General features: G+C 73.8%; 12 protein-coding genes. 10 read left to right on the top strand and 2 right to left on the bottom strand.

Annotated features, from left to right (window positions below; all coding sequences use genetic code 11):
* Positions 1 to 12: 12 nt before the first annotated feature.
* Positions 13 to 1,170: a cytochrome P450 gene (locus tag IOD14_RS27755; RefSeq protein ID WP_123987542.1), complete on the bottom strand. Its 1,158-nt coding sequence runs from the start codon at positions 1,168 to 1,170 to the stop codon at positions 13 to 15.
* A gap of 122 nt (positions 1,171 to 1,292) precedes the next feature.
* Between IOD14_RS27755 and IOD14_RS44540 the strand changes: the two genes are divergently transcribed.
* The 7 genes from IOD14_RS44540 to IOD14_RS27795 all read left to right on the top strand — a co-directional run bounded on the left by IOD14_RS44540 (position 1,293) and on the right by IOD14_RS27795 (position 9,334).
* Positions 1,293 to 2,939 (top strand): hypothetical protein, encoded by a 1,647-nt coding sequence (locus IOD14_RS44540; protein WP_249126086.1) that lies wholly within the window; start codon positions 1,293 to 1,295, stop codon positions 2,937 to 2,939.
* A 71-nt stretch (positions 2,940 to 3,010) separates the two neighbouring features.
* A complete protein-coding gene (locus tag IOD14_RS27770) occupies positions 3,011 to 4,237 on the top strand; it encodes a MoxR family ATPase (protein ID WP_123987544.1) in 1,227 nt (408 codons plus the stop codon).
* Positions 4,234 to 5,568 carry a VWA-like domain-containing protein gene (locus tag IOD14_RS27775; protein ID WP_249126087.1) on the top strand — a complete coding sequence of 445 codons (1,335 nt, stop codon included), beginning with the start codon at positions 4,234 to 4,236 and terminating at the stop codon, positions 5,566 to 5,568. The genes IOD14_RS27770 and IOD14_RS27775 overlap by 4 nt, the downstream gene beginning before the upstream one ends.
* A 103-nt stretch (positions 5,569 to 5,671) precedes the next feature.
* Positions 5,672 to 6,571, top strand: coding sequence for an amidohydrolase family protein (locus tag IOD14_RS27780; RefSeq protein WP_212671848.1), 900 nt, complete (start codon positions 5,672 to 5,674; stop codon positions 6,569 to 6,571).
* 161 nt (positions 6,572 to 6,732) lie between these two features.
* Entirely contained in the window at positions 6,733 to 7,671 is a 939-nt protein-coding gene (locus IOD14_RS27785) for a zinc ABC transporter substrate-binding protein (protein WP_212671849.1), read from the top strand.
* Positions 7,668 to 8,468, top strand: coding sequence for an ATP-binding cassette domain-containing protein (locus IOD14_RS27790; RefSeq protein WP_212671850.1), 801 nt, complete (start codon positions 7,668 to 7,670; stop codon positions 8,466 to 8,468). Before IOD14_RS27785 ends, IOD14_RS27790 begins: the two co-directional genes overlap by 4 nt.
* The gene (locus tag IOD14_RS27795; protein WP_212671851.1) at positions 8,465 to 9,334 is read left to right on the top strand and encodes a metal ABC transporter permease; all 870 of its coding nucleotides are present in this window, start codon (positions 8,465 to 8,467) and stop codon (positions 9,332 to 9,334) included. The genes IOD14_RS27790 and IOD14_RS27795 overlap by 4 nt, the downstream gene beginning before the upstream one ends.
* 44 nt (positions 9,335 to 9,378) lie before the next feature.
* On the opposite strand, the gene IOD14_RS27800 is transcribed toward IOD14_RS27795, so the two are convergent.
* Positions 9,379 to 10,155, bottom strand: coding sequence for an AraC family transcriptional regulator (locus IOD14_RS27800; RefSeq protein WP_123987549.1), 777 nt, complete (start codon positions 10,153 to 10,155; stop codon positions 9,379 to 9,381).
* 70 nt (positions 10,156 to 10,225) lie between these two features.
* Between IOD14_RS27800 and IOD14_RS27805 the strand changes: the two genes are divergently transcribed.
* The 3 genes from IOD14_RS27805 (at position 10,226) to IOD14_RS27815 (ending at position 13,179) form a co-directional block, all read left to right on the top strand.
* Positions 10,226 to 11,047 carry a phytanoyl-CoA dioxygenase family protein gene (locus tag IOD14_RS27805; RefSeq protein ID WP_212671852.1) on the top strand — a complete coding sequence of 274 codons (822 nt, stop codon included), beginning with the start codon at positions 10,226 to 10,228 and terminating at the stop codon, positions 11,045 to 11,047.
* A 2-nt stretch (positions 11,048 to 11,049) separates the two neighbouring features.
* Positions 11,050 to 11,331 carry a hypothetical protein gene (locus IOD14_RS27810; RefSeq protein WP_174269281.1) on the top strand — a complete coding sequence of 94 codons (282 nt, stop codon included), beginning with the start codon at positions 11,050 to 11,052 and terminating at the stop codon, positions 11,329 to 11,331.
* A gap of 90 nt (positions 11,332 to 11,421) precedes the next feature.
* Positions 11,422 to 13,179 carry a SpoIIE family protein phosphatase gene (locus IOD14_RS27815; RefSeq protein WP_212671853.1) on the top strand — a complete coding sequence of 586 codons (1,758 nt, stop codon included), beginning with the start codon at positions 11,422 to 11,424 and terminating at the stop codon, positions 13,177 to 13,179.
* The last annotated feature ends 22 nt before the right edge of the window (positions 13,180 to 13,201 follow it).

Genomic DNA, 13,201 nt, shown 5'->3' on the forward strand with positions numbered 1-13,201 from the left:
CACGAGCGGGGATCAGCCCCAGAGCACGTGGAGTGTCGGTGGCTTGCGGAACACCAGGCCGTGCGGGGCGGCCGGGTGGTCCGGGTCGAGGCGGAGGGCGGGGAGCCGGTCGAGCAGGTGCCGCAGGGCGATACGGGCCTCCAGCCGGGCCAGGTGCGCGGCGAGGCAGTAGTGGGGGCCGTGCGCGAAGGCCAGTTGGAGGCGGGCGTTGGCCCGGCGGACGTCGAAGCGGTCGGGGTCGGGGAAGACGGCCGGGTCCCGGTTGGCGCCCGCCAGGGAGACGGTCACGAGGTCGCCCCGCTGGATCGCGGCCGGGCCGAGGGTGAGGTCACGGGTGGCGTAGCGGTCCACCACGGCCGCGCCGGGTTCGAGGCGCAGCGACTCCTCGACCGCACCTCCCAGCAGTGCGGAGTCGGCCCGCACGAGGGCGAGTTGGTCGGGGTGGCGCAGGAGGTGCAGGAGGGCGTTGGTGATCATCGCCTCGGTGGTCTCGATGCCGCCGAACATCAGCACCGCCGCGTTGGAGGCCACTTCCGGCAGCGCCAGCCGGCCGGCGGCGGCGGTCAGGAGCGAGGACTCGGCACCCTTGGCGACCGTGGCCTCGACCGCCGTCCGGAGTTCGGCGTAGGCGTCGTGGCCCGCGGTGTCCGCCGTACGGCCCGCCGTGATCTCCGAGACCGTCCGCACGATGGCGTCGTACCAGGAGAGCACCGTGTCCGACCCGGCGCCCACCAGTCCGAGCGCCTCGGTGACGACGGCGACCGCGAGGGGGCCGGCGAAGGCGCGGCGCAGTTCGGCGGCGCCCGCCGGTTCCAGTGCGGTGACCAGACGGTCGGTCTCCCGCTCGATGAACTCGGCGAAGCCGTCCCGCACTTCACGCGGGCGGAAGGCGGCGGCGAACGGCTCACGGTGCCGGGTGTGTGCGTCGCCGTCCAGGGAGAGCATGCTCGGGCCGACGACCTGGGCGGTGGAGAAGCGGGGGTCGTCGACGGTGAAGGTCCCGGCGTCCCGCATCACGTCGAGCGCGAGATCGCGCCGGGTCACCAGCCAGCCGTTCAGTTCGGGCAGCCAGGACACGGGTTCGTGGGCGCGCAGTCGGGCCAGCCGCGGGTGCGGATCACTGGCGAGTTCGGCCAGCGTGGTGGCGGCGCCGAGCGGGAATCCGATCACGCCCCAGGCTAACCCGCCGGAAAACGCGTGGCAGTCGGGGCGGGGGGCGGCCTACGCTGCTCCACGATGACGACTCACACTCCTGAACGATGGGGGGTCCCGTCCGCGCAAGGTGAGTGCTGATGCTCACTTCGACCGCGAACGAGGACATCCGTACGTCCTTCTGGCCGCGCGTGCGCGAGTTCGCCGTGCCGGCCTCCATGATCGAGACCGCGACCGCCCGGCGTCTCGCCGGGGACTGGGCGGGGGCGTGTGCCGCCGCGAACTTCGACGTCGATCTCGACCTCCGTTCCGTGGCGCGCGATCACGGCCGCGAACTCGCCCGCCGGGTCCGGTCCGATCTCCGCGCCCTCGCTCCCGACCTGTTGCGCTGGCATCTGCCGAGGGTGGCTCCGGACGGGCTGCTGCGGCCCGGGCTGACCCTGACACTGGCGCGCTACGAAACCGTCGAGGGCCCGGTGCACCTCGTGGCCCGAACCGCACCCGCCTGGGCGGACGCCGGACAACGGATCAGCCTCGCGCTGTGGTCCCGGTCCGGAGCCGACGCCGTACGACGGCCGCATCCACATCCGCATCCGCGCCCGAATCGACGGTTCCGCCTGGATCTGCACCGGCACCTGTGGGACGCGGGCAGGGCCAAGGAGTTGCCGGAGCGGGCGGGATCCGGCCGACCCCCGCCGACGGGACCGCAGTCGCTGGTACCGCACGGCTGCGCCACCGACCGCTGGGCGGCCGAGGCGCGGATACTGCTCGCGGCCGAGGAGCGGGTCGGCGAGCGCGGGCCGAGGCGGTCCGACGACCACGCGCCGGGGCGATCCGGCGAGCGTGGGCCGAGGCGGTCCGACGACCGCGCGCCGGGGCGGTCCGACGACCACGTGCCGGGGCGGTCCGACGACCACGTGCCGGGGCGGTCCGACGACCACGCGCCGGGGCGATCCGGCGAGCGCGGGCCGGGGTGGCGGTCCGGCGAGCGCGGGCCGAGGCGGTCCGACGACCACGTGCCGGGGCGATCCGGCGAGCGCGGGCCGAGGCGGTCCGACGACCGCGCGCCGGGGCGATCCGGCGACCGCGTGCTCGTGCGGTTCGGCGGGCGGCACCGGCTGGTGCTGGAGCTCAGCGGGGACGGCGACAGGATGCGTCCCGTGCCGACGCCGCCACCCGACGTGGTCTCCGTGCTTCCCGTCCTGCCCGACGCGGCGACCTGGGCCCCGCCCGACCTCCGGCTGCTGCGCGCGGGCGTGATCGAGGCGGACCGGCTGCACCCCCTGGTCGCCACCGCGCTGGCGCCGGACAGCGCGGCCACCGGACCGCCCCGCACCCCCGACCCGCCCGGAGGACCGGGCCTCGTGGAGTGCCGGGGAGCCCGCCACCGGATCGGCCTGGTCGACGGCGTGCTGGCCGCGCTGGACCACGACCCGGACGAAATCCGGCGGGAGGAACTGCTGGTCGCGCTGACCGGCACCCCGCTCCCCTGCCTCCGGGCGATCGACGAGGCACACCGCCGTCCGCACTGCCTGGAGGGCGTCCGCGAACGCCTCGTGCACGGCGACACCGCCGGAGCACTGGCCGTCGTGGAAGCACTGCTCGGGTCCGAGGCGATGCTGCGCCCCGGCCCGCTCCGCGACGAACTGGAGGCGGCCGCGCAACGGCGCGTCACCTACGGCCTGTTCAGGGCGGGCCTGACCGGCCCCGGTCCCGCCGCGTTCCCGCCGCGTCCGGACGCTCGCGGCTCCCGCAAGCGGCGCACCCGTCCGCGTCGAACGAACTGAGTCCTCCACCGGGGCAAGCGCCCCTCCTCCCGGCCCACTTCCGACCACTTCCGACCCACAGGTGATCACCCATGCCCATGCCCATGCCCACCCCTGCTCCCACCTCCCAACTGGACATCGCCGCCGACCTGTTGACCCTCCTGCGCGACTCCACCACCGAACCGCGCCCCGACTCCCGGCTGGAGGCCCTCACCCTGGCCGTGGCCGCCGACCTGCCCGTGCTGCTGTGGGGTGAGCCGGGCATCGGGAAGACCGCTGCCCTCACCCAGCTCGCCACGGCCCTGGACCTCCCGCTGACCACGGTGATCGCCAGCGTCCACGAGCCGTCAGACTTCTCCGGGCTGCCCGTGATCGGGGACGATCCCGCGACCCAGGGCGTCCCGATGGCCCCACCGGACTGGGCGGTACGGCTGGTGCGGGCCGGCCGGGGCCTGCTGTTCCTGGACGAGTTGTCCACCGCGCCGCCCGCCGTCCAGGCCGCACTGCTCAGGCTCGTCCTGGAGCGCAGGATCGGCGCGCTCCGGCTGCCGCCCGGGGTGCGGATCGTGGCCGCCGCCAACCCCCGGTCCTCGGCGGCCGACGGCTGGGAACTGAGCCCGCCCCTGGCCAACCGGTTCGTCCATCTCCAGTGGACCCACGACCACGAGGTCGTCGTACGCGGACTCGGCGGGACCTGGCCGCGGGCCACCCTGCCGCGCCTCGACCCGGGCAAGCTGCCGGAGGCCGTGAACTTCGCCCGCCGCGCGGTCTGCGGACTGCTCGCTGCGCGGCCCACGCTCGTGCACCGGCTGCCCAGCGACGAGACCCGGCGGGGCGGTCCCTGGCCGTCGCCGCGGAGCTGGGACATGACCCTGTCCCTGATCGCCTTCGCCACCGCGGCCGGCTCCGACCGTGATGTGCTCTCCCTGCTGGTGCGGGGCACGGTGGGCGACGGGCCGGGTCTGGAGCTGCTGGCCGGCCTGGACCGGCTGGACCTCCCGGACCCGGAGGACGTGCTCGCCGATCCGGAAGGGGCCGTTCTGCCCGAGCGGGGAGACCTGCGCCAGGCCGTGCTCGACGCGGTGGTGGCCGCCGTACGCGCGCGTCCGGACCGGGCCCGCTGGGACTCCGCCTGGGCGGTCCTGGCCCGGGCGCTGGAGACCGGGGCACCCGACCTGGTGGTCGTGCCCGCCACGACGCTCGCCTCGCTGCGGCAGCAGGACTGGGACGTGCCGGCGACGGTCGAGAGGCTCGCCGGGACGGTGGCGCTGTCCCGGCGGGCGGACCGGGCGGCGGTCGCCTCCGAGGCCCGCCGATGAGCACGAACGCCCCCGGGGAGGTGAGCGCCGGCATCCGCGAAAACGTGAGCGCGGGCATCGCCGAAGACCCGCACACCTCCGGCGAAGGGGGCGGGCTCGACCGCGACAAGCTCTTCGCCGCCCGTCTCCACGCCGCCCGGGTCCGCCCCTACCTCGCCACCGCCCTGTTCGCCCTGCACACCGTCGAGTCGCCGGAGGTGCCGACGATGGCCGTCGACCGGCACTGGCGGTGCTACGTCTCACCCGCGTTCGTGGACCGGACGCCGGTCGAGGAACTCGCGGGCGTGTGGGTGCACGAGGTGTCGCATCTGCTGCGCGACCACCACGGGCGCGGCGACCGGGTCGCCCGGGAACGCGGACTGACCGGCGTCGGAGACCGGCTGCGGATGAACATCGCCGCGGACTGCGAGATCAACGACGACGTGTACGGCGACGGGCTGGTGCGGCCCCGGGGCGCCGTCCGGCCGGGGCGGTTGCGGCTGCCGGAGGGACAGCTGATGGAGGAGTACCTCAGCGGGATCAGCCTCGGGCCGCTCACCCTCGACCTGTCCTGGCTGGACTGCGGCAGCGGTGCCGACGGTCTGGAGCGCGCGTGGGACCTGGGCCCCGAGGGGGCGGACGGGCTGAGCGAGCAGGAGCGGGACGCGGTCCGCTTCCGGGTGGCGCAGGGCATCAGGGCGCGTCCGGGGGACACCCCGCGGGGCTGGCGGCGGTGGGCCGAGGAGGCGTTCCATCCGCCGCAGCCGTGGCGGGAACTGCTGGGCGCGGCGCTTCGTGCGGCGGTCAGCGGTGCCGGTGCGGGCGACGACTACAGCTACGGCCGTCCGTCGCGGCGCTCGGCCGGGGTGCCCGGCGCGGTGCTGCCGAGTCTGCGGCGCCGGCCGCCCCGGGTCTGCGTGATCATCGACACCTCCGGCTCGGTCAGCGACGAGGAACTGGGCAGCGCGCTGCTGGAGGTGGCCGCGATCTCCCGTGCCGTGGGCGGCCGCCGCGATCTGGTGCACGTGCTGTCGTGCGATGCCGCGGCCGGGGTGGTGCGTCCGCTGTGCCGGGCCGAGGGCATCCCGCTGGTCGGTGGCGGGGGTACGGACCTGCGCGCGGGCTTCGAGAAGGCGCTGCGCTCGCGCCCCCGTCCGGACGTCGTCGTGGCCCTGACCGACGGGCAGACCCCCTGGCCGAGCACGCGGCCCCCGTGCCGCACGGTCGTCGGGCTGTTCTCCCGGCCGGGCATGAGCCGGGCACGCCGCGAGAACAATCCCGAGTACGTCCCCAGATTGCCGCCGGCGTGGGCCCGCGTGGTCGAGATCGGGTCGGCGTCCACGGCCCGGTGAGGTCCGCGGGGTCCGATGGGCTGGACGCGGGGGTGGTCCACCACGAGATCATGGGGTCCCGCGATGTCCGGAGCACATTGCGCGCCTGGGTGGGAGGAGCGTCATGACCAATGTCGACGTGCACCAGCATCTGTGGAGCCCCTCGCTGGTGACGGCCCTGAGGACGCGCCGCGAGCCACCGTACCTGGACGGCTGGACGCTGCATCTGGACGGTGAGCCGCCCTTCGACCTCCCACCGGCCGACCACGACGTGGCGCTGCGTGCGGAACTGGCCGCCGAGGACGGTCTCGGTCTCGCGCTGGTCTCCCTGTCGGCGCCGATCGGTGTGGAGTGGCTGCCCGGGGCCGAGGCGAGGCCGCTGCTCGACGCCTATCACGAGGGCGCGGCCGGGTTGCCCGAGCCGTTCGGGGCGTGGGCCGCCGCCTGTGTGCGGGACATCGACGCCAGGGCGACGGCCGACTGCCTCGACCGGGGGTTCGTCGGCCTCCAGCTGCCCGCCGACGCCCTCTCGGACGCCGCCGGTTACCACCGGTGCGCACCGCTGCTCGATCTGCTCGAGGAGCGCGATCTTCCGCTGTTCGTGCACCCGGGGCCCGCTGCCGGTGGCTCCGGCGGGCCCGGCTGGTGGCCCGCGATGGTCCCCTACGTCCAGCAGATGCACGCCGCCTGGTTCGCCTTCCGCGCCTACGGCCGCCCGCGTCACCCGCGGCTGCGGGTCTGTTTCGCACTGCTGGCAGGGCTCGCACCGCTGCACGGGGAGCGGTTCGCCGCACGTGGGGGCGGTGGGACCCGGCCGGACCCGTCGGTCTTCGTCGAGACGTCCTCGTACGGGCCGCGTGCGGTCGAGGCCGTCGTGCGCGCCCTGGGGGTGGAGGCCGTGGTCCAGGGCTCGGACCGGCCGTACGCGGAGCCGCCGCAGCACCCCGGCCACGGGCTCGGCGGAGCCGCGGCCTACGCCTTCCGCATCGCCAACCCGCGACGGCTGCTCACCGGGAAGGAATGACCGGCTCGCTGAAGGAGGCGCGCTCGCGCGTTCGACACAGGCCCGGACCAGGAAGAAGTCAATTGTTGGCAACGGTTTTCACATAGCGGCCGTCGGGGCTGTTTACGACAATCATTTCCATCTAGCGTGACGGGGCCATCAGAACCGCGCTTGGAGGATCCATGTCCACGTCCCCGTCCCGCCGTCTGGCGCTGCTCGTCGGCGCCTCCGTCGCCCTGTTGGCCGGCTGCGGCAGCTCCTCGGACTCCGGGAACGACGGGAGCGCCGCCGCGGCCCCGGCCGGATCGTCCAAGGTCGCCGTCGTCGCGTCCACGAACGTCTACGGCGACATCGTCTCGCGCATAGGCGGCGACAAGGTCTCCGTCACCTCGGTCATCAGCGACCCCGACCAGGACCCGCACTCCTACGAGGCCAGCACCCAGAACCAGCTGGCCCTGTCGAAGGCGAAGGTCGTCGTCGAGAACGGCGGCGGCTACGACGACTTCGTGGACCGCATGCTCAAGAGCGCCGGCAACTCCTCCGCCGAGGTGATCAACGCGGTGAAGGTCTCCGGCAAGAGCGCCCCCAAGGGGGGCGAGCTCAACGAGCACGTCTGGTACGACTTCCCCACCGTCGCGAGGATCGCCGACCGCATGGCCGCCGCCCTCGGCAAGGCCGACCCGGCGAACGCCGCCGCCTACACCAGGAACGCCGAGGCCTTCAAGGCGGACCTGAAGCCGCTGGAGGCCAAGGAGGCGCAGATCAAGAAGGAGCACGGCGGTGCGGCGATCGCCATCACCGAACCCGTGCCGCTGTACATGACCGCCGCGAGCGGCCTGGTCGACAAGACGCCCGCGGAGTTCAGCGAGGCCATCGAGGAGGGCACCGACGTCTCCCCCAAGGTCCTCCAGGAGGCGCTCGCCCTGTTCACCGGCAAGCAGGTCGAGGCGCTGGTCTACAACGAGCAGACCTCCGGCCCGCAGACCGAGAAGTCCGAGCAGGCGGCCAAAGCGGCGGGCATCCCCGTGGTCCCGGTGACGGAGACCCTGCCCAGCGGCAAGGACTACCTCTCCTGGATGACCGGCAACGTCGACGCGCTCGCGAACGCCCTGGCCAAGTGAGCGCGGTCATCAGCCTGCGCGGGGCCGCTCTCTCCTACGGCCCGCGCACGGTCTGGCGCGACCTCGAACTCGACGTGCGGCCGGGTGAGTTCCTCGCCGTGCTGGGCCCGAACGGAGCCGGCAAGACCAGCTTCGTGCGGGCCCTGCTCGGCCGGCAGCCGCTGTCCGCCGGGGAGTTGACGGTCCTCGGCCGCTCTCCCCGGGAGGCCGCCCGGCACATCGGGTACGTCCCCCAGCAGGCGACGCTGTCCGCGCAGTCGATGCTCCGCGCCCGTGACCTCGTGCGGTTCGGCATCGACGGCCACCGCTTCGGACCACGTCTGCGAACGGCCGCCGTACGCAGACGCGTCGACGAGGTCCTCGCCTCCGTGGGCGCCTCGGCGTACGCCGACGTGCCACTCGGCCTGCTCTCCGGCGGCGAGCGGCAACGCGTCCGCATAGGGCAGGCGCTCGCGACCGACCCGCGCATCCTGCTGTGCGACGAGCCGCTGCTCTCCCTGGACCTGCACCACCAGCGCGCGGTCACCGAGCTGGTGGACGCCCGCCGCCGCTCCCGCGGCACGGCGGTGGTCTTCGTGACCCACGAGATCAACCCGGTGCTCGACCTGGTGGACCGGGTGCTCTACCTGGCGCCGGGCGGTCATCGCGTCGGCGCCCCCGACGAGGTGCTCACCTCCGATTCCCTGTCCCGGCTGTACGGCACCCGGGTCGACGTCGTGCGGGTGCACGGCCGGGTCGTGGTGGTCGGCGCCCACGACGAGCACGCGCACCACGTGCCCGAGGAGGTCCGCCCATGAGCGTCTGGCACCAGATGTTCGACTTCGAGAACTACGGCGAACTCCTGGTCCTGGTCCGCAACTCGCTCATCGCGGGAGCGGCCCTCGGTCTGGTCGGCGGCCTCGCCGGGGTCTTCGTCGCCATGCGCGATCTGCCGTTCGCGGTGCACGGCATCAGCGAGCTGTCCTTCGCGGGCGCCTCCGGAGCGCTGCTCCTGGGCATGAACGTCGTGGCGGGCTCGATCACCGGTTCGCTGCTCGCGGCCGGCGCGATCGGTGTGCTCGGGACACGCGCGCGGGACCGCAACTCGGTGATCGGCATCCTGATGCCGTTCGGACTGGGCCTCGGGGTGCTCTTCCTCGCCCTCTACAAGGGGCGGGCGGCGAACAAGTTCGGCCTGCTCACCGGGCAGATCGTCGCCGTGGACACCCCGCAGACGACCTGGCTGCTGGCCACCTCCGCGGTGGTCCTGATCGCCCTCGCGGTGATGTGGCGCCCGCTCGCGTTCGCCAGCGCCGATCCCGACGTCGCCGAGGCCCGCGGGGTCCCGGTGCGGGGGCTCTCCTTCGCCTTCATGATCGTGCTCGGCCTCGCGGTCGCGCTGTCCGTACAGGTCGTGGGCGCCCTGCTGGTGCTCTCCCTGCTGATCACCCCGGCCGCGGCCGCCGCCCGCGTCACCGCCTCACCGGTCCTGCTGCCGCTGCTCAGCGTGGCCTTCGCGATGGCGTCGATCGAGGGCGGCATCCTGCTGGCCCTGGGCAGCAGCATCCCGATCAGCCCGTACGTCACGACGATCTCGTTCGTCCTCTACTTCGGCTGCGCGGCGGCCGGCCGGTATCGGAGCCGGCGCGGGGGCGCCCGGCGTACGGTGCCGGCGCCCGCCTGAGCCCGATCCGCCCTGCCGCCGAGCCCTCTGCCGGCGCGCCCGCGCTACCCGTGCCGCTCCCGTACGGCGCGCGGTGAGGCCCCGAGCTCCTTGCGGCAGGCCTTGTTGAAGGCCTGGAGGTCGGGGATGCCGACGGTCGCCGCGATCGCCGGGATGGCCAGGGTGGAGGCGATGAGCAGGTGCCGGGCCCGTTCCATGCGGCGGCGCCGGACGTGGGCGACCACCGTGTGCCCGGTGTCCTCGCGGAACAGCCGGGTCAGATGGGTGTGCGAGACCCCGGCGGCACGGGCGATGCCGGGGACGGTCAGGGGGCCGGCCAGGTGCTCCTCGATGTGGGCGATCGCCGCCCGCAGCGCGGGGTGCCGGGCCCGGTCCTCGCCGGCGCCGGTCAGTCCGGTCGTGCGCCACAGCACCGTCCACAGTTCGGCGGAGGCCCGGGCCGGGGACTGCGTGCTCGCCGCGACCGTCTGCCGCAGCAGCGCGGTCAGCGCCGCCGCCTCCGTACCGGCGTCCTGCATCACCGGGACCCGGCGCCGCTCGCCGTCGCCCGGGAGCCGGAAGTGGGCGTACAGGTGCTCGCAGCGCGTGGCGTCGTAGTGGAAGTGCACCTCGGTGTCGGGCGGGACGAGGCTCACGTGCCCGGGGCGGATCGGGTGCCGGGAGCCGCCGAGCTCCAGGGCGCCCGAGTAGCCGTAGAGATGGAGCTGCCACAGGCGCGGGAGCCGGAACACGTCGTGCGGGCCCGCGGAGCCGTGCACGCCGACGCCCGCGTTCTCCACGTGGGGCGGCAGGTCGAGGGCCAGGTCGACATGGCGTGTCATGGTGGAAAATTACCAGTGCTCGCCGATTACGACCCACGACGACGAGGACGGTTGTTCCTACGGTTGCCGTATGTCAACCACACGACAGCTGCTGAACTCCGTCCAGACGGCGCGGTTCGTGGCCCACGGCTTCCTGCTCCTGGACGGCGTCGTGCCGCGGGAGATGAACGAGGAGGCGCTCGGGGTCTTCGCCGCCGGGCTGCCCTCCGTGCCGTACGGGACTCCGGTGCCGAAGGCGTTCCCCGAGGGTTCCTTCGCCCGCCGGCTCGTCGAACTGCCCGCCGTCGCGGGGGCGCTCGAGAGTCTGGTGGGCCCGGACCCGACCGTCGACCACCACTTCGTGCACACGCGTGTACCGCATGAGGGCAGCGCCCAGCCGCTGCACGCCGACGCCCTCATCGATCTGCGGACCGACGCGTTCGACGTCCAGCTCATGTACTACCCGCAGGAGGTCACGGCGTCGATGGGCGGCACGCTCATCGTGCCCGGCAGCCATCTGCGCCGCACCAACGAGAGCGACACCGGCCGCTACCAGAACCTGCGCGGGCAGACCCGGCTGACCTGCCCGGCCGGCACGGTCGCCCTGCTGCACCACGGGATCTGGCACGGCGGGCGGCGCAACGACAGCGACACCGTCCGCCACATGTACAAGATCCGCTTCAACCCGACCGTGCCCCAGGTGCGGCTGTGGGACACCGCGGACCTGGACACTCCCGCCGTCCGGCAGGAACTGGAACGCGGTTTCCCCTGGTACGAGCAGGCCACCGGCCGGCTGGAGATCCTGAACCGGGTCCGGCTGTGGCGTGCCCTGTCCGGCGATCCCGCGTTCGACATCGAGTACTGGGCCACCCGCATCACCAACCGGCCCGCGGCACGAAGGAGCCAGGCGTGAGCATGTCCACCACCGTGCGCCAGCAGGTTCTCGTCCTGTACCTGGACACCTCCGCGCTCGACTCCCGCGTCGTCGGCTGGGCCCGCTACGACGGGACGGGCACCACCCGCCCCACGACCGGGGACAGCGACGAGCCGCCGTACGAGAGCGGTCTCGCGGCCCTGGAGGACGGCTGGCGGCTCTTCCAGGCCGCGCAGTTGATCCCGCCGTATCCCGGGGCGGAGCACGAGACGTCGTTCCTCAAGCACGAGTTCTTCTTCGAGAAGCTGGTCAGCAGCGGATGAGACGCAGCTCATAGCCTCGACGCCTCACATATGGTCCAATACGCCATAAGTATGGCGAAACGGACTCCGGCCTCCGAGGAATCACACCAGATGACCCACCCCCGTCTGTCCGCGCGTTCCGCTCCCTTCCTCTCCTCGGGGACACTGCGGGAGCTGTCGGAGGCGGCCCGGGCGGCGGGGACCGGGCAGGTGCTGGACGAGCTGTGGACGGCCCGCCGCTTTCTCGACGGGACACCGGCGGCCGTCGCGGTCCTCGACGCGGACCTGCGCTATCTGTACCTCAACGACACCCTGGCCAGGTTCAACGGGCTGTCCGTCGAGGAGCACCTCGGCCGCCCCATGCCCGAGGTGATCCCCGGCTCCGGGCCCTCGGCGGAGGTGGCCCGTGAGGTGATGCGCACCGGGCGGCCGCAGACGCTCGTGTTCGACGGCCGGGCGCCCGCGGACACGGTGGACGTGCCGCGCTGGTGGCTCGGCGCCTTCCACCGGCTGGAGGGCGAGGACGGCGAGATCGTCGGTGTCGCCGCCGTCGTCATGGAGGTCACCGAGGGCATCCGGCAGCGCGAGTCGCTCACGCGGGCGCAGGAGCGGCTGGAGCTGCTGGAGGAGACCACCGTCCGGGTCGGCGGCACCCTCGACGCGGCCGAGGCCTGTCGCGCGCTGACCGATCTGCTGGTGCCGCGCTTCGCCGACTACGCCGCCGTGGACGTGCTCGACCCCGAGGGCACGCGCAGGGCTCCGGCCACCCCGGTCCCGGTGCGGCTGCGGCGCATGGCGGTGGCCGCCGCTCCCGGCACACCCGTGCCGCTCATCCCCGCGACCAGGAGCGGCGAGGTGATCTTCCACCAGGCCAGTTCGTCGATGTCCCAGGTTCTCACCCGGCACCAGCCCATGGTGCTCAACCACCCCGACGACGACACCGTGCGCCAGCTCGCCCCCACCCGGCAGCGGCTGGAACGCTACCGCGCCCTGCAACTGCACTCCGTGGCCTACCTGCCCCTCATGGTCGGCGGCGAGCCGGTCGGGGCCGTCATGGTCGGCCGCAGGGCGGACTCCCCCGAGTTCGCGCCGGACGAGGTCGAGCTGCTGGAACTGCTGACCGCGCGAGCCGCCACGGGCATCGGGCACGCCCTGCGCTACACGCACGAGCACGAGACCGCGCTGGAGATGCAGCGCGCCTTCCTGGCCACCCCGCACACACCGGGACCGGGCGTGGAGATCGCCAGCCGCTATCTGCCCGCCGGGCGGGGCGCCGAGGTGGGCGGCGACTGGTTCGACGCCGTCGCCCTGCCCTCCGGACGCACCCTCCTCGTCGTCGGGGACGTCATGGGGCACGGAGTGCGGGCGGCCGCGGCCATGAGCGAGTACCGCTCGCTGCTCCGTGCGCTGGCCCTGCAGGGCCTCTCCCCCGACCGGCTGCTCACCGAGGCGGACCGCACCGCCCACGCGCTCGACCTGGACCGCGTGGCCACCTGTGTGCTGGCACTCCTGGACCCCGCCGCCGAACGCGCCGTCCTCGCCACCGCCGGCCATGTCCCACCGCTGCTGGTGAGGCCGGACAGCGACGCCGAGCTCGCGGACCTCCCCGTCGGCCCTCCCCTGGGCACGGGCTCCGGCGGATACGCGGCCCGGCACTGCCCGCTCCCGTCGGGCAGCCTGCTGCTCGCCTACACCGACGGGCTCGTGGAGCGCCGCGGCCAGGACATCGACACCGGCCTCGCCGCCCTGACCGCCACACCGGTCGCGGCCCGGCACGCCCTCCCGGACGTCCTCACGACGGTCCTCGACCGGCTGGCTCCGGGGAACTCGGAGGACGACGTGACCCTCCTGGCGGCCCGCACCCTGTAGCGCGACGCGCAGCGCAGTGACC

The organism is Streptomyces sp. A2-16, assembly GCF_018128905.1.
Taxonomy (GTDB): domain Bacteria; phylum Actinomycetota; class Actinomycetes; order Streptomycetales; family Streptomycetaceae; genus Streptomyces.